General features: G+C 43.3%; 17 protein-coding genes. 7 read left to right on the top strand and 10 right to left on the bottom strand.

Annotation, left to right across the window (positions count from 1 at the left end):
* Positions 1 to 323: 323 nt before the first annotated feature.
* Positions 324 to 1,079 (top strand): fumarate/nitrate reduction transcriptional regulator Fnr, encoded by a 756-nt coding sequence (locus tag EAE91_RS08200; protein WP_214088058.1) that lies wholly within the window; start codon positions 324 to 326, stop codon positions 1,077 to 1,079.
* A 135-nt stretch (positions 1,080 to 1,214) separates the two neighbouring features.
* The gene (gene uspE, locus EAE91_RS08205) at positions 1,215 to 2,159 is read left to right on the top strand and encodes a universal stress protein UspE (protein ID WP_214088059.1); all 945 of its coding nucleotides are present in this window, start codon (positions 1,215 to 1,217) and stop codon (positions 2,157 to 2,159) included.
* Positions 2,160 to 2,224: 65 nt separating this feature from the next.
* On the opposite strand, the gene EAE91_RS08210 is transcribed toward uspE, so the two are convergent.
* The 7 genes from EAE91_RS08210 to EAE91_RS08240 all read right to left on the bottom strand — a co-directional run bounded on the left by EAE91_RS08210 (position 2,225) and on the right by EAE91_RS08240 (position 7,805).
* A complete protein-coding gene (locus tag EAE91_RS08210) occupies positions 2,225 to 3,190 on the bottom strand; it encodes an urease accessory protein UreD (RefSeq protein ID WP_214088060.1) in 966 nt (321 codons plus the stop codon).
* Entirely contained in the window at positions 3,187 to 3,822 is a 636-nt protein-coding gene (ureG, locus tag EAE91_RS08215; protein ID WP_214088061.1) for an urease accessory protein UreG, read from the bottom strand. The genes EAE91_RS08210 and ureG overlap by 4 nt, the downstream gene beginning before the upstream one ends.
* A 51-nt stretch (positions 3,823 to 3,873) precedes the next feature.
* Positions 3,874 to 4,560: an urease accessory protein UreF gene (locus tag EAE91_RS08220; protein ID WP_214088062.1), complete on the bottom strand. Its 687-nt coding sequence runs from the start codon at positions 4,558 to 4,560 to the stop codon at positions 3,874 to 3,876.
* Positions 4,557 to 5,153: an urease accessory protein UreE gene (locus EAE91_RS08225; RefSeq protein ID WP_036775655.1), complete on the bottom strand. Its 597-nt coding sequence runs from the start codon at positions 5,151 to 5,153 to the stop codon at positions 4,557 to 4,559. The genes EAE91_RS08220 and EAE91_RS08225 overlap by 4 nt, the downstream gene beginning before the upstream one ends.
* Positions 5,154 to 5,227: 74 nt before the next feature.
* The gene (locus EAE91_RS08230; RefSeq protein ID WP_214088063.1) at positions 5,228 to 6,943 is read right to left on the bottom strand and encodes an urease subunit alpha; all 1,716 of its coding nucleotides are present in this window, start codon (positions 6,941 to 6,943) and stop codon (positions 5,228 to 5,230) included.
* 78 nt (positions 6,944 to 7,021) lie between these two features.
* Positions 7,022 to 7,411, bottom strand: coding sequence for an urease subunit beta (locus EAE91_RS08235; protein ID WP_214088064.1), 390 nt, complete (start codon positions 7,409 to 7,411; stop codon positions 7,022 to 7,024).
* 91 nt (positions 7,412 to 7,502) lie between these two features.
* Positions 7,503 to 7,805 (bottom strand): urease subunit gamma, encoded by a 303-nt coding sequence (locus EAE91_RS08240; protein WP_011146425.1) that lies wholly within the window; start codon positions 7,803 to 7,805, stop codon positions 7,503 to 7,505.
* 372 nt (positions 7,806 to 8,177) lie between these two features.
* Here EAE91_RS08240 and EAE91_RS08245 point away from each other — a divergent pair, with 372 nt between their 5' ends.
* The 4 genes from EAE91_RS08245 (at position 8,178) to EAE91_RS08260 (ending at position 10,870) form a co-directional block, all read left to right on the top strand.
* Complete coding sequence (locus tag EAE91_RS08245) at positions 8,178 to 9,203, top strand: HoxN/HupN/NixA family nickel/cobalt transporter (protein WP_214088065.1); 1,026 nt, start codon at positions 8,178 to 8,180, stop codon at positions 9,201 to 9,203.
* 113 nt (positions 9,204 to 9,316) lie between these two features.
* Complete coding sequence (locus EAE91_RS08250) at positions 9,317 to 9,607, top strand: CopG family ribbon-helix-helix protein (protein ID WP_036806311.1); 291 nt, start codon at positions 9,317 to 9,319, stop codon at positions 9,605 to 9,607.
* On the top strand, positions 9,595 to 9,891 hold the full coding sequence (locus tag EAE91_RS08255; RefSeq protein WP_214088066.1) for a type II toxin-antitoxin system RelE/ParE family toxin: 297 nt from the start codon (positions 9,595 to 9,597) through the stop codon (positions 9,889 to 9,891). Before EAE91_RS08250 ends, EAE91_RS08255 begins: the two co-directional genes overlap by 13 nt.
* A 94-nt stretch (positions 9,892 to 9,985) precedes the next feature.
* A complete protein-coding gene (locus EAE91_RS08260) occupies positions 9,986 to 10,870 on the top strand; it encodes an IS982-like element ISPlu11 family transposase (RefSeq protein WP_214088067.1) in 885 nt (294 codons plus the stop codon).
* Positions 10,871 to 11,013: 143 nt separating this feature from the next.
* Here the strand turns inward: EAE91_RS08260 and pntB are convergent, their stop codons facing one another.
* Together pntB and pntA are read right to left on the bottom strand one after the other, a co-directional pair.
* Positions 11,014 to 12,402 carry a Re/Si-specific NAD(P)(+) transhydrogenase subunit beta gene (gene pntB, locus EAE91_RS08265; RefSeq protein ID WP_214088068.1) on the bottom strand — a complete coding sequence of 463 codons (1,389 nt, stop codon included), beginning with the start codon at positions 12,400 to 12,402 and terminating at the stop codon, positions 11,014 to 11,016.
* A 10-nt stretch (positions 12,403 to 12,412) separates the two neighbouring features.
* Positions 12,413 to 13,942 (bottom strand): Re/Si-specific NAD(P)(+) transhydrogenase subunit alpha, encoded by a 1,530-nt coding sequence (gene pntA / locus EAE91_RS08270; protein ID WP_214088069.1) that lies wholly within the window; start codon positions 13,940 to 13,942, stop codon positions 12,413 to 12,415.
* 403 nt (positions 13,943 to 14,345) lie between these two features.
* On the opposite strand from pntA, the gene ydgH reads away from it, so the two are divergent.
* Entirely contained in the window at positions 14,346 to 15,299 is a 954-nt protein-coding gene (gene ydgH, locus EAE91_RS08275) for a DUF1471 family protein YdgH (protein ID WP_214088070.1), read from the top strand.
* 217 nt (positions 15,300 to 15,516) lie between these two features.
* On the opposite strand, the gene stlE is transcribed toward ydgH, so the two are convergent.
* Positions 15,517 to 15,759, bottom strand: a complete 243-nt coding sequence (stlE, locus tag EAE91_RS08280) for a stilbene biosynthesis acyl carrier protein StlE (protein WP_036775642.1) — start codon at positions 15,757 to 15,759, stop codon at positions 15,517 to 15,519.
* Positions 15,760 to 15,785 lie beyond the last annotated feature (26 nt).

Here is a 15,785-nt window from a genome sequence, read left to right on the forward strand (position 1 = left end):
TGCAATTGATATTTCCACAAAACATAATAACCAAGTTGCTGTAGATGTGCTGGTTGAGCAGGAAAAGGCGCTTTTAATGTTCTGTCATTTATCAGTAATATTATCGATAATATCATAAATATTAATAAAGAAATCACAATCCCTTAGTCTTGCGATGACAATAAGTGAACATCAACTCCATACCATGCAATAATTTCTTATGGATAGGATCAACAGGTAATACATTTTCCTAAATAAATTGCAGAAAACTATTATAGCTCTTACCAGAATCATCAAGAAATGCTAAAGTTGAAGGATATGAATATTTCAAATGAGCGTGCCATATGATCCAGGAAAAACGTGTTATTCGTCGAATCCAGTCTGGTGGTTGTGCGATCCACTGCCAGGATTGCAGCATTAACCAGCTATGCATTCCTTTCACCCTGAATGAGCACGAGCTTGACCAGCTTGATAATATCATTGAGCGTAAGAAACCTATCCAGAAAGGGCAAACGTTATTTAAAGCAGGCGATGAGTTGAAATCTCTTTACGCTATCCGTTCTGGCACAATTAAAAGCTACACTATCACTGAAGAAGGTGATGAGCAAATTACAGGTTTCCACCTCGCGGGGGATTTAGTCGGTTTTGACGCGATCCTCAATACTAAGCACCCAAGTTTTGCTCAAGCTTTGGAAACATCAATGGTCTGTGAAATTCCATTTGAAACATTAGATGACCTGTCCGGGAAAATGCCTAATCTTCGCCAGCAGATGATGCGCCTAATGAGTGGGGAAATTAAAGGCGACCAAGAAATGATATTGTTGCTATCTAAGAAAAATGCTGAAGAACGGCTAGCTGCATTTATTTATAATCTCTCTCGTCGTTTCGCTCAGCGTGGTTTCTCACCAAGAGAATTCCGTTTAACCATGACCCGCAGTGATATTGGTAACTACCTGGGTTTAACGGTTGAAACTATTAGTCGTCTGCTTGGACGTTTCCAGAAAAACCAAATTCTCGGTGTAAAAGGTAAATACATCACGATTGAAAACATGGATAAGTTGTCTGAATTAGTCGGAAAAAAATCCGTTTCAATTACCTGACCTTAAGACCAGATCATCTTATTTTGTTGATCTGGTTATCCTCTGACCTGTTCGGTTTGCTTATATTGGTTTATCTTTAGTATTGAAGCATGAGTATTGAAGCGTGTTTTGTCTAGCCTCTGTGAGGATACCATTATGGCAAACTATCAAAACCTTTTAGTTGCAATTGACCCAAGTCAGGACGATCAACCAGCGTTAAGACGCGCAGTTTATATAGTGCAACGCAACGGTGGCCGGATTAAGGCTTTCTTGCCCATTTATGATCTTTCTTATGAAATGACCACCTTGCTCTCCCCAGAAGAAGGTAGTGCTATGCGTAAAGGTGTTACCAGCCAACGCACTGCCTGGCTTAAGCAGCAAGCGTACTACTATCTGGAAGCCGGTATTGATATTGAAATAAAAGTGATATGGCATAATCGACCTTATGAAGCGATTATCCAGGAGGTCATTACAGGTAATCACGATTTACTTCTGAAAATGACGCATAAACATGACAAGCTAGGCTCCTTGATTGTTACCCCACTTGACTGGCAGTTACTCCGCAAATGCCCATGTCCAGTATGGATGGTAAAAGATCAGATATGGCCGGACCAAGGCTCCGTTGTAGTCGCGGTCAATTTGTCTAATGAGGAATCATATCATCATGAGCTGAACCTGAAACTGGTTAAGGAAACTCAGGAACTGGCAAATCAGGTAATGAAAAACCCGGAAATTCATTTGGTCAGCGCTTATCCTGTTGCGCCACTGAATATCGCTATTGAGCTACCCGATTTCGATCCAAGTGTTTATAACCATGCTCTACGTGGCCAGCATCTTATTGCCATGAAAGAATTGCGCCAAAAATTCTGCATTGATGAAAAATATACTCATATCCATGAAGGGCTACCAGAGAGTGTTATTCCCAAAATGTGTGATGAGATGAATGCGGGTATTATTGTTCTTGGTATCCTTGGCAGAACCGGGCTATCCGCTGCTTTTCTAGGAAATACCGCAGAACATGTGATCGACCATCTTAAATGTGACATTCTGACAATCAAACCTGATGGTTTTGAATGTCCAATTAAAACCGCTAAAGAGTGATAGAGTAATAGCATGATAATTATCCATTTGGCGATAAAACCCGAAACAGATTTTCATCTCAGGTTTTATCGCCAGATAAACGGTTCAGGCAGTGTAACACCCAAGATCTCTTCACGGGCTATACGCCAGAAAAAACGAATACCCGCTTTAACTTGATAAGTTTCTTTTCCCAATACTTTAAAGATTAGACCACACTGATTGGGTAAACGGCTGGTACCACTCGCTATACCCGTTTCAGCATCGTACTGAGGAGGCATACGCGCCAGAATACGATCGTGGTGAACCTGAGGCGTTAGCAAGACCACATTACCGAACACATGGAACGGCCCCATCACCCCTACGCTGTTCAACGGTTGTTTTTTTGGCTCCAGTACATAGCGTTCCGCGAACAATACCTTGCCATCAAAATCAGTTGCCGCAATGCGTGATGAGTAAACATCAAATTTAAACCCTTGATCAGCTAGATGATACTTGCGACCAGACATAATCACCTCAGAATAAATCAGGGTGGCTGTCGGATGAATGGTTATCTGAGTGTCAGTAATAAACCGAGAACCACTGTGAGGTATAATCGGATCAGGCATCATTTCCAGATAGCCTCCCTGCTCTATCTGGATAGTCTGCACTTGCGCCGCGTAGTTATTCACCATCGAATGAATCTTAGTCGCCGATTGGGTCGTGACATGACCAAGCGCCTCTGGAGCGACATGAATGTCCAGAGCCAATCTATCCCCTTGCAATATACATCCCGACGTGGAGATCATAAATACGCACGGCATCTGCGGTAATGCCTCATCCCAATACAGCGCCCGCTGCACCAAATAAGGAACCCGGCGTTTCATTTGCGCTAAAATGCTACGATCACCACGCCGGGCAAATCCCAACCGCAGATAACCACTTTTACCTACATCACCGCTTGCCATTTGGGGAGGTTCATCCTGAAATCGAGCAAGTTCTGGCGCATTGACACCAAGATTATTTGCCCGTTGACATGCTTCTCCAATATTTTGCGGTGAGCTGGTGGAAGTCATTGCGTCGCCTGTAATGAATGGGTAAACAGGAAATCACGCATGATCATGTTTACCAACGTTTCAACACCCTCACCAGTTTTGCAATTGGTAAGGATATAAGGACGCTGACCACGTACAACTTGAGTGTCATGCTCCATTACCTCCAAACTGGCACCAACATAAGGCGCTAAATCAATTTTGTTGATCACCAGAATATCGGCCTGTACCAAACCCGGTCCGTTCTTACGCGGAATTTTCTCCCCTTCGGCGACATCAATCACATAAATATAAAAATCGGCCAGCGCCGGACTAAAAGTGAGTGTCAGATTATCACCACCACTTTCAATCAACACAACGTCGCTATCAGGAAAACGCGCTTCCATCTCCTCTACCGCAGCAATATTCATACTGGGATCTTCGCGCACCGCGGTATGAGGGCAAGCACCGGTTTCTACACCAAGTATCTTTTCTTCATCTAAAATGCCTTTCAAGGTACGTTTAACCTGTTTAGCATCCTCAGTAGTAACAATATCATTAGTGATAATCAGAGGTTTTATTCCACGCTGAATCAAGATAGGCGTGATCACTTCAATAACGGCAGTTTTGCCTGAACCCACCGGACCGCCAATACCAATTCGGGTAATTTTTTTCACAAGGATTTCCTCATACGATTAAGAGGTGGTTAAAAGCGATATCAGGATCAATTAATTACTAAACAGCCGGGTAAACGCGCTAACGTGCAATGCTGCCAGAACATCGGTCATCGGTGCATAAGATGTCATCTGTTCAATCCCTCCCTTTTCCGCCTCATCACAAAACAGTTCAATATCTTGATTCAATGAAAACAAAATACGTTGAATTTCAATATGGGTAACACGCATCAAGCGTATAGCCGCACTGAGTATCGTCATTGCAACGCCATATTGATGCATGACGATCACTTCACGTGGAGCCGCACCCAATGCACTCATGACGACCGCCAAAGTAATCGGATAGGTACCTGCGGCAATATCGCTCTTTATTTGTGCTAGCCACCATGCAATTAACGACTCACCGGTGACTTCAACCGCCATTTCCGCTAACTTTTTCCCCATCCGCGTGACCATCGTGCGGCTTTCTTCATTTAATTTGCGGTTAAGTACTGCCCAATCATGGGAGATAGCGGCATCATGCTGTCCACTATTCAGCGCTTGACACGCGGCTACTACTGCTCGGCCATCACTACTCACCGCCTGTAGCAACGCTGTTCGCGTAAACTCGCTTAGCGTTGCCACGTCATACACGATTTTGCTCTGAATAGCCGATTCCAGACCGTTTGAAAAAGAAAATGCGCCAACAGGCAGTACTGAATCAGCAAACTGCATGATTCTAATTAAGCGGAGAGCGTTCATTTTAGTTTGATCACATGCTGGTTCAGAAATGTATTATCGACATGAACGTGTGTCGCGGAATCCTCTGCACCACCGAATAATAAGCGAGCCTCTGAGTTGTTAAGAGAAGGCAATATCTCTTCACCTTTAACAAAGGAGTAAGGCAATGCATGAAAACCGTGAGTTTTCATGACTGAATCCATGACCTTAGTTGATACTGTCAGCGGAATATAAATCTGATTATTTTTAATCACTGACTTCCAATGCTGGTTACCTAAAGCATGACCAAGTTCAAAGCTGGTTTTCATTACCGTCTCTAAATCTAATGACAACAATGACTTCAAGTGAATAACCATCACATCACGCAAACTCATTTGAACAATAACCGCCAGCCCTTTAGCTTCGTCCCACAACAAAACGTCACCATCAGACAATACCTGATGACGGTCAAGGGAAATGCCTAAATCCAATCCGTTAAGGGTGGATTTACGACAACGGCTTTTTTGCGCTTCCCATTGCGAAAGCACCAAGATATCCGGCGAGATCCCTTGTAAGCGATCTCGCCAGAAAACATCCTTTTTGGCATTACCAAGAATCTGTTCAATAACAATCATAAGATAATCCTCTGAACGCATGGATCGGTTAATCCGGCCAGAAACATATTCTCTGACCGGCAGCAAAAAATAGATTAACTAAAAAAATAGCGCTGATTGAGCGCGACTGTCCTGACCGGTTTTACTGTGGCATATTCACCATTCACCTTGACAGCAAAAGTCTCTGCATCCACTTCAATCGCGGGCGTTTCAGCATTACGCACCATATCTTTCTTAGAGATAGCCCGGCAGTTACGCACCGCCATAACCTGACGTTCCAAACCAAGGCTCTCTTTTACCCCCAGTTCCATTGCCGCCTGAGACACAAAAGTGACACAGGTTTCCTGAAGGGTTTTGCCTAATGCGCCAAACATCGGACGATAAAATGTCGGTTGTGGCGTCGGCAATGAAGCATTTGGGTCCCCCATCACCGCCCAATTAATCATACCGCCTTTGATGACCAACTTAGGTTTTGCGCCAAAGAAACGTGGCTCCCACAGCACAAGATCAGCCATTTTCCCCACTTCAACCGAACCGAGCACATGACTTATTCCCTGCGCAATCGCCGGGTTAATCGTAATTTTGGCAACGTAACGTAATACGCGGAAGTTATCGTTATATGCTGCATCCTCCGGCAACTTGCCGCGTGCCGCTTTCATGGCATGAGCAGTTTGCATCACACGCAGCCAGTTTTCTCCCACTCGTCCCATTGCCTGAGAATCACTGGAAAACATCGACAGTACGCCTATATCATGCAAAACATTCTCCGCAGCAATGGTCTCTGGACGTACACGGCTTTCCGAAAATGCAACATCAGCCGGCACTTTGGGATTAAGGTTATGGCAAACCATAATCATATCAAATAGTTCTGCCTGACTATTGATACCGTAAGGCAGTGTGGGATTAGTCGAGCTGGGCAACACATTCATCTGGCTGGCAACTTTAATGATATCCGGTGCATGTCCGCCACCGGCACCTTCGGTGTGGAACGTATGAATGGTGCGACCTTCAAAAGCATCAATGGTATCCTCAACATAACCGCTTTCGTTCAGGCTATCAGTATGCACTGCGACTTGGATATCCATTTCATCCGCTACACGTAAGGCATTACGCAATGCGGAATTAGTTGCGCCCCAGTCCTCATGCACTTTCAACCCGGCAACGCCCGCTTTGATCTGTTCAACCAACGGCATAGCCACCGCAGCATGGCCTTTTCCCAAAATACCTACGTTAACCGGTAAACTTTCAAAAGCACGCAACATACGGTGGATATGCCACGGACCGGCGGTAACAGTGGTGCCATTAGTGCCGTCAGTGGGGCCAGCACCACCGCCAAAAAAAGTCGTCACACCATTGGATAAAGCATGTTCAGCCTGTTGAGGAGAAATAAAATGAATATGGGTATCAATGCCCGCAGCCGTGAGGATAAGATGCTCTCCAGATATAGCATCGGTACTCACACCAACGACCATACCGGAGGTAACACCATTCATCATGTTAGGATTACCACTTTTACCTATCCCGACAATGCGTCCCCCTTTTATGCCGACATCCGCTTTAATAACCCCTTGCCGGGCATCCAAAATAGTGACGCTGGTAATCACCAAATCCAAGACGTTTTCGCTGGTCATACGGTTATCCGCACCCATACCATCACGCAGCGATTTACCTCCTCCATAGACCGATTCATCACCATAGCCACGCAGATCTTTCTCAATTTCAATAAATAGATTGGTATCACCTAAGCGGATCTTATCGCCGGTCGTTGGGCCAAAAAGACCTACATATTCCTGTCGGGAAATGGTTGGCATAGTTTATTCCTTTGTTCGAAAAATTTTCCGACGTTCGTTAACTCTACCTTAAATTTATTCGATAATAACTCAATTCTACTACCCGGCATGTAACCAAGTTTTCTCCACAGGTTCATCAATAGCAACCTGACTTTTACCCGTCCAACCATCGACTAAATTATTAAATCCATAAACGTTTTGTTTCCCACCAATCGGGATTAATGACACCTCGATTTCATCACCGGGTTCAAAACGGATAGCAGTTGTTGCTGTGATATTAAGTCGTTTACCAAACGCAGCCGCACGATTAAATTGCAAAGCTTTATTTACTTCGAAAAAATGGAAATGAGATCCTACCTGAATAGGACGATCACCTGAATTACGAACTTTTAATTGAATAACTGGACGATCTTCATTAAAGGAGATCGGGTCTTTAGCCAGAATATACCCCCCCAACGGAGTAATATCTTCTTTATTATTTTTTTCCATCGGAAAATCTCCACGTTAAGACGTGAGTCAAGACATAAGTTAATATTTTGTCTAGATAATTTTTCCTGCGATTTACAATTTGTTTCAGCAATTATTGAATGGGATCATGCACAGTGACCAAACGACTACCATCAGTAAATATTGCTTCAACCTGTACATGCGGAATAAGATCAGCGACACCATCCATTACATCTTCTTTAGTCAGAACATGCCTGGAATCATCCATCACTTCTTCCAATGTCTTCCCCTCTCTGGCACCTTCCAATGCAGCCGCAGTAATAATCGCAACGGCTTCAGGATAATTGAGTTTTAAACCACGAGACTTACGCTTTAATGCGACATCAGCCAGTGTATATACCATGAGTTTTTCGATTTCCCTTGGTGTTAATTGCATAAAGCCCCCTAATCATTGGTTATTCCATACGGCCACACTGCTATGTCAATATATAACCTAATACAATTTTTCCAACAAACTTTATTCAAAAGCTGCTGTCCCTATCCGAATATTGATTTAGATAATCTTTTAGTAAAAAAGCTTTGACACAAAGACCATAATATGTCAATTAAGATCATTCTTTTCAACACAGGTTAGTCCTCTTACCTCTTATTTAAGTTTATCCAAGGTAATATTACAAGCTGATTAGTATGTCCACTTGGTAAAAAAATTATAGGTCATGAAGTCAGAAAATACTTACTGTTTTTTTGGACTTCTAGCAATCACCCGTAAGACGGGTTTTACATTTACAGATTTACAGGTATTCCATATATGAATAATTTAACGGATAAAAAACGTGCTGTATCTCTTCTGGTTGTTTTGATTGCCGCCAACATACTGGCCTGGGTTTGGGCATTTATCGCTTTCCGTCATCATGCGATTATGATGGGGGCAGCCCTGCTGGCTTACGGTTATGGCCTGCGCCATGCGGTCGATGCTGATCATATCGCAGCAATTGATAACGTCACCCGTAAATTAATGCAACAGGGTAAATCCCCCATTGCTGTCGGCGCTTTCTTTTCTCTTGGGCACTCTACCATTGTTATTCTGGCCTGCTTCGCCATCGTTCTAACCTCTATGGCATTTAAAGATCAAATGGGCTGGGTTCATGACTATGGCGGCATTGTTGGTACCTTAGTTTCTGCCTGCTTTCTGCTAGCCATAGCACTGATTAATTTGCTGATATTAAAAAGCGTCTATCAGAAGTTTCAGGAGATCAAACGTGGCAGAAATCTGGCTAACAGTGATTTGACTGTACTAGAAACGACGCCGGGGGGAATTATGACGCGCCTGTTTCACTCGGTCTTCCGGCTGGTAAGCAAAAGCTGGCATATGTATTTGGTCGGTTTTCTGTTTGGATTGGGTTTCGACACCGCTACCGAAGTTGGGCTATTAAGTATATCTGCCGCCGGTTCTCTCAGTGGACTTCCTCTGTGGTCGTTGATGGTATTCCCGGCGCTATTTACCAGCGGTATGGCACTCATCGACTCACTGGATAATTTTGTGATGGTAGGGGCCTATGGTTGGGCGTTTTCCCAACCGACCCGCAAACTCTACTACAACATGACCATTACCGCCGCTTCCGTCGCCGTAGCACTGTTCATTGGTGGATTGGAAGCGCTTGGACTTATCGCTGAACAATGGGATTTGCATGGCATTTTCTGGGACACTATCGGAGCATTAAACGACAACATGGGAAATGTTGGTTTTTGGGTTGTCGGGATTTTTATTCTGTTCTGGACTTTATCAGTGATGAATTATCGCTGGCGGGGATACGATACGCTGGAAATTAAATAACAAACGCAGAACTCTTCACATAACCGTGCGATGTATTACATCCTGAAATGTTGTTATGCTCGCTATCTAATGATAGCATTTGTGTTACTAGTGATATCATTGTGAGAAAGGTTATGCATAAACAAACGAAACAGACAATAACCCTTCGCTTAGATGAAGGGTTAAAAACACGCATTAAAGCGTTGGCTGACACGCAAGGCATTTCTGCCCATTCGCTTATGGTACGTTCAATCGAAAGTGAAATTGATACTTTGGAGGCCAGACAACAATTTTTACGTGATGCCGAAAACGCTTGGTTAGAATATGAAGCCACCGGTTTACATTTAACTGGCAGTGAACTTTGTAATTGGCTGGATGCGATTGTACGTGGCGAGGATAAGGAGCCACCTGAATGCCATCTGTAATAGTCACTCCCGCAGCAACAAGGGATATAAATCGTCATATTGATTTCTTATATCAACGCGATACAGTTGCTGCGAAGTCGGCACTTAGTATCATTAGCAAACACATCCAAGCACTGGAATCTAACGTCTTATCTGGACGGCCAACAGAAATTTATCCACTCTTTGAGTTAATTATCCCTTTTGGTGGTACAGGCTATATATTGTTATACAGAGAACTTCCCGGAAGTAATACGCGTTACATTTTGGCTATCCGTCACCAGCGAGAAATCAACTATAAGCACTAACTTAACCAGAATTCTGGATAAGAAATTGACATGAAGCCTGTTCCAGGAGCAATGTTTTGGTGCACGCCGAAACAGCTCCGGGGAGGAACAGGCTATGAACAAGTTAGTTGAAATTTTCTGCGATGTCGATGATTTTTGCCGCTTCTTCATTCCTCAATGGGAATTATTTTGTTTCGAAAAAGGGTACCGCCAGCGTCATCGGCAAGGCCATATGTATCCCAGTGAAATCATGACTATTTTGATCCTTTTTCATATGGCGCATTACCGTGATTTTAAACATTTTTATCTGGAACATATTTGGAAATATCACCACAAAGATTTCCCCACCCTGCTCAGTTATACCCGTTTTGTCAGTGTCGCCCCTTCCGTTTTGGTCCCACTATGTAGTTATCTGACTCAATTAAAAGGAAAACCGACCAAGATTGCTTTTATTGATTCCACGAGTTTGTGCGTCTGTCATAACATCCGTATCCCGCGTCATAAGGTTTTTAAGGGAATAGCCCAGCGCGGAAAAACATCAATGGGCTGGTTTTACGGCTTCAAATTACACTTGGTTGTTAACCATTTGGGCGAAATTCTCGCGCTAAAAGTGACTCCCGGTAATGTGAATGATCGAGAGCCTGTACGCGAATTATCAAAATCGTTAACGGGTTATCTTTACGGTGATAAAGGTTATCTCAGTCAGGAACTGGCCGATGATTTAGCCAAAATCGGTGTGACTTTCATCACGAAGAAACGCCGTAATATGAAAGCACAAGCGCTGTCTGAGTGGAATAACTTAATGTTAAAAAAGAGATTTATCATCGAAACGATTAATGGACAATTAAAGACCATTTCTCAAATTGAGCACTCGCGCCACCGAAGTATAAAAGGCTTTCTGTTGTGTGTTTTAGGTGGATTGATTGCTTACAGCCTTAAATTGAAAAAGCCATCACTGAAAATTTTCTACTCAGAGAAAGATATTTCAATGACGGCTTAAGCAGAATTCGGGTTAACTTAAGCATTAATAACTAGTGAATCGCAAATAAAGTAAAACAACGAATGTAATTTCTGTCTCTTAATCAAGAAATCTGACTAAGAGACAGTAAATCCATCATAGCTGTAAGTTAAAACAATAGAAAATCACAGTGCACGCAGGATTGCCTCTACGCTCGCCTTCGCATCACCGAACAACATCTGGCTATTGTCTTTAAAGAACAATGGATTTTGCACACCGGCGTAACCTGTGTTCATAGAACGTTTGAACACAACAACATTTTGTGCTTTCCAAACCTCCAGAACAGGCATACCCGCAATCGGGCTGTTGGGATCTTCCTGTGCCGCAGGGTTAACGGTGTCGTTGGCACCAATGACCAACACAGTATCGGTATCAGAGAAATCATCATTGATTTCGTCCATTTCCAAAACAACGTCGTAAGGCACTTTTGCTTCTGCCAACAGCACGTTCATATGCCCAGGCAGACGCCCCGCAACGGGATGAATACCAAAGCGGACATTAACTCCCTTCTCTCGCAATTTAGCTGTGATGTCATGTACCGGATACTGCGCCTGTGCAACAGCCATACCGTACCCCGGCGTGATGATAACAGAAGTTGAGTTTTTCAATAGTTCAGCAACCTCTTCCGCTGAGGTTTCGCGGTACTCGCCCATCTCCTGCTCATCACCGGTTGAAGAACCATCGGTACCAAACCCGCCGGCAATCACACTGATAAAAGACCGATTCATGGCCTTACACATGATGTAAGAAAGAATCGCCCCCGAAGAACCAACCAGTGCACCCGTTACAATCAACAAATCATTGCTCAACATGAAACCCGCAGCAGCGGCAGCCCAGCCAGAATAGGAGTTCAGCATTGAAACCACCACTGGCATATCCGCACCACCGATGGAAGCGACCAAATGCCAACCAAACGCCAATGCAATTGCTGTCATGAGCAACAACGTGAACACTTGCAGGCCCGTACTTTCCGTTTTCACAAAGGTAATCAACAGCACAAAGGAGATCACAAGCGCTGCAAGGTTTAATTTATGACGATTTGGCAACATCAACGGCTTAGAAGATATTTTTCCACATAATTTACCAAACGCCACAACAGAACCGGTGAAAGTAACCGCACCAATGAAAACCCCTAAGAAGACCTCTGTTAGATGGATATTCTCCATCACGGGTTCTGCAAAATTATCGTGAGCAATAAAACTATTAAAACCGACCAGAACGGCGGCCAAACCGACAAAACTGTGCAGAATAGCAACTAATTCCGGCATTTCAGTCATTTCAACTTTATTTGCCAGACGAATACCAATAACCGCACCGATCACCATCGCCAGAATAATCCAGACAACACTTCCGGTATCAGGCCCGAAAATAGTCGCAATCAATGCGATTGCCATCCCGGTGATACCAAAAATATTTCCGCGTTTAGAACTCTCATGACGAGATAAACCTGCCAGACTGAAAATAAATAAAACGGCGGCAACAATATATGCTGCTGTAACGACTCCACTCGACATTAGTTACCCCTTAGTCCTTACGAAACATTTTCAGCATGCGCTGAGTGACAGTGAAGCCACCGAAGATATTAATGCTGGCAATAAGAACGGCAATAAATGAGAAGAAACTTACCCATCCACCATCACCAATTTGTAATAACGCCCCAACGACAATAATTCCCGAAATGGCATTAGTTACCGACATTAACGGTGTGTGCAAAGCATGGCTGACATTCCAAACCACGTAATAACCCACCACACAAGCCAACGCGAAAACAGTAAAGTGGGATAAGAATTCTTTTGGCGCAACATTGGCTAACCAACCGAACAAGATAACAGCCAATGCCAATAAACCATATTTCAACCAAGGTGAAACGGGTTTCGCCGCTGGCTTTTCTGCTTTAACTGATGCCGGTTTTGCCTGCGGCTGGGCTGAAACTTGAATGGGGGGTGCCGGCCAGGTAATTTCACCCTCTTTAACAACTGTCACGCCACGAATAACAACATCGTCAAAATCAATATTGATTTCGCCATTTTTCTCTTTGCACAATAACTTAAGCAAATTAACCAAGTTAGTGCCGTAGAGTTGTGAAGATTGTGTTGGCAAGCGACTTGGCAAATCTGTGTAACCAATAATTTTCACGCCATTTGCAGTAATAACCAATTTATCTGCTTGCGTTAATTCACAGTTCCCTCCCGTCTGAGCGGCCAGATCAACAATTACACTACCCGGCTTCATGGATTCAACCATCTCTTTGGTAATAAGACGTGGAGCCGGTTTCCCTGGAATTAACGCTGTGGTTACAATGATATCAACTTCTTTTGCCTGTTCGGCAAAAAGCGCCATCTCCGCTTTAATGAAGGCTTCGGACATGACTTTTGCATATCCGTCGCCACTACCGGCATTCTCTTCAAAATTCAGCTCAAGGAACTCCGCCCCCATGCTTTGAATTTGTTCTTTAACTTCAGGACGAGTATCAAATGCACGAACAATTGCTCCCAAGCTGCCCGCAGCACCCACAGCAGCTAAACCAGCAACACCGGCACCAATAATCATCACCTTGGCTGGCGGAACTTTTCCTGCCGCAGTAATCTGACCAGTAAAGAAACGACCAAATTCGTGAGCGGCTTCGACTATTGCACGATAACCGGCAATATTTGCCATAGAACTCAACGCATCCAGCGATTGTGCTCTGGAAATACGCGGTACTGAATCCATTGCCAACACCGTGACTTTACGGTCTGATAATTTCTGCATTAACTCAGGGTTTTGTGCTGGCCAGACAAAACTAACCAACGTACTCCCTTCCTTCATTAATACAATTTCGTCATCCTCAGGAGCATTAACCTTTAAAATAATATCGGAACGCCAAATATTATGACGATCAGTAATTTCAGCACCTACTTGTTGGTAAGCACTATCCTCAAAACTGGCTAAATGCCCTGCTCCACTCTCAACAACGACATTAAATCCCAATTTCAGCAAGTGTTCTACAGTGTTCGGTGTGGCTGCAACACGTGCTTCATTGACAAGTCGCTCCTTCGGTACACCAATACGCATAATGTTCCCTTCCTAAAGCCTAAGATTAATGATGATTATTGCTTGCTACAGTCAATTTAGCGACTAAATTAACTTTATTACTGCCATCAGTAAAATCTATCAACAAATATTTTAGGAACCAACTGAAAATATTATCGGTGATCGATCGCTAATGGGTAAAAAAATAACTAAGTAGTATTATAAGTAGTATTACCAGTGCAAATCGCACTTTTCACTGGACCACTCCCTATGTTGCTAAAAACTTATGGTACCCTATCCTATAAACTTGCATTCATTCATACTGATAGCATAAATTCGTGGGACATTAGCTATTATTACATGTAATAATTATCGGCTATGTGATACACAACCATGTTCAGCAAGTTACAACTATTATTTAATGCGCAAGGTGGAAGAATTTTTTATGAAGCTGAAAACAACGATGATTGCAGCGGTGGTACTCTCATTAACGGGTATTACCACTGTTCAAGCAGCCCAGGAGTTATCCCCGGAGAAAGCAGCGGAACTGAAACCGTTTAAACGTATTACGGTTACAGGCCCTTTTAATGCTATTTATGAAGCTGCCGATGCGGTTTCCCGTCGTGCAGATAAAATGGGGGCAGATGGGTTTTATATCCAAAGCCTTGACGATCTGAATAATAGTGGCAACCTGCGCGTTGTAGCTGATCTGTATCACAAAGATGCAGAGAAAATTGATAATTCACCTAAATATCGTGAGTTTCGCGGCATCAAAGAATTACCCAAAACAGAAACTGTAACGCTGGAGCCATTCGATACTGTCACTATCAGCGGTTTTTACGACAATGAACCTGATTTGAATGAAGCCATTGCAAAAGAAGCCAAGAAAAAAGGCGCTGCGTTTTTCTATATTGTTCGTCAGGTTGCAATCAATGATGGCGGTAATCAGACGGTTACCGCTTATGTTTATAAAGATGATGCGCCAAAACGCCAAATTCAGTCTAATGAAGCTGTCATCCCGGCAGATTCCGATTCTGGACGCATTGCATTGGCTGCTGGTGGCGAATCAGCTAAAAAAGTAGAAATTCCTGGTTTAGCCTCTTCAACTTCAACCAGTAATTCTGTTGGCCGCTTCTTTGAAACCCAATATTCTAAAGGTGAGCGTTACACCGTAACTCTTCCTGATGGTACGAAAATCCAGGAATTAAATAAAATCAGCGCTGCTCAAATGGTACCTTTTGATTCCATCACCTTTTCAGGTTTCTACAACAGCATGCCTGATGTTTCCTATGAAGTCGCTAAACGTGCCGCGGCTAAAGGCGCTAAGTACTATCATATTACTCGTGAATGGCAATCCAGTGGTGGAACCTCCACTATTAGTGCCGACCTGTTCAAATAAAAACCTATACCCGTTATCTTTCAAGTTGCCTCTTTGTTGGCTGCACTCACTCACCCCGGTCACATAGTTATCTATGCTCCCGGGGATTCTCTCCCTTGCCGTCGCGATGCATCTTGAAATCCATTGGGTATATTGAACCAAGAACAAAAAAGGCACACATGATAATCATATGTGCTTTTTTACTTAAAATAGTATAAAGATAATAAAGTTCTTCAAATTAGTTAGCAGATTCCAACTTCGAATCGATACAATCAATGGCGTTCTGTATGGTCACTATTTTTTCCGCTTCTTCATCATCAATAGTTATTCCGAAATGCTCTTCTAGAGCCATAATCAGTTCAACATTATCTAACGAGTCGGCACCTAATTCCTCGAATGTTTGTGTATTAAGAATCTGGGTTTCAGGTATTCCAAGTTGTTCTGCAACAACACTCTTGACACGATTCTCTAAATTTTCCACGCTGTATTTTCCTAGATGTACCCATT

Source organism: Photorhabdus noenieputensis, assembly GCF_018448935.1.
GTDB lineage: Bacteria > Pseudomonadota > Gammaproteobacteria > Enterobacterales > Enterobacteriaceae > Photorhabdus > Photorhabdus noenieputensis.

Excerpts from the sequence above, each read along its gene's own strand:
- pntB (WP_214088068.1), bottom strand. The coding sequence starts at position 12,402 with ATGTCGAGTGGAGTCGTTACAGCAGCATATATTGTTGCCGCCGTTTTA.
- uspE (WP_214088059.1), top strand. The coding sequence starts at position 1,215 with ATGGCAAACTATCAAAACCTTTTAGTTGCAATTGACCCAAGTCAGGAC.
- EAE91_RS08210 (WP_214088060.1), bottom strand. The coding sequence starts at position 3,190 with ATGACTTCCACCAGCTCACCGCAAAATATTGGAGAAGCATGTCAACGG.
- EAE91_RS08245 (WP_214088065.1), top strand. The coding sequence starts at position 8,178 with ATGAATAATTTAACGGATAAAAAACGTGCTGTATCTCTTCTGGTTGTT.
- EAE91_RS08220 (WP_214088062.1), bottom strand. The coding sequence starts at position 4,560 with ATGAACGCTCTCCGCTTAATTAGAATCATGCAGTTTGCTGATTCAGTA.
- EAE91_RS08250 (WP_036806311.1), top strand. The coding sequence starts at position 9,317 with ATGCATAAACAAACGAAACAGACAATAACCCTTCGCTTAGATGAAGGG.
- ydgH (WP_214088070.1), top strand. The coding sequence starts at position 14,346 with ATGAAGCTGAAAACAACGATGATTGCAGCGGTGGTACTCTCATTAACG.
- EAE91_RS08255 (WP_214088066.1), top strand. The coding sequence starts at position 9,595 with ATGCCATCTGTAATAGTCACTCCCGCAGCAACAAGGGATATAAATCGT.
- EAE91_RS08225 (WP_036775655.1), bottom strand. The coding sequence starts at position 5,153 with ATGATTGTTATTGAACAGATTCTTGGTAATGCCAAAAAGGATGTTTTC.
- EAE91_RS08200 (WP_214088058.1), top strand. The coding sequence starts at position 324 with ATGATCCAGGAAAAACGTGTTATTCGTCGAATCCAGTCTGGTGGTTGT.
- EAE91_RS08260 (WP_214088067.1), top strand. The coding sequence starts at position 9,986 with ATGAACAAGTTAGTTGAAATTTTCTGCGATGTCGATGATTTTTGCCGC.
- EAE91_RS08240 (WP_011146425.1), bottom strand. The coding sequence starts at position 7,805 with ATGCAATTAACACCAAGGGAAATCGAAAAACTCATGGTATATACACTG.
- pntA (WP_214088069.1), bottom strand. The coding sequence starts at position 13,942 with ATGCGTATTGGTGTACCGAAGGAGCGACTTGTCAATGAAGCACGTGTT.
- EAE91_RS08230 (WP_214088063.1), bottom strand. The coding sequence starts at position 6,943 with ATGCCAACCATTTCCCGACAGGAATATGTAGGTCTTTTTGGCCCAACG.
- EAE91_RS08235 (WP_214088064.1), bottom strand. The coding sequence starts at position 7,411 with ATGGAAAAAAATAATAAAGAAGATATTACTCCGTTGGGGGGGTATATT.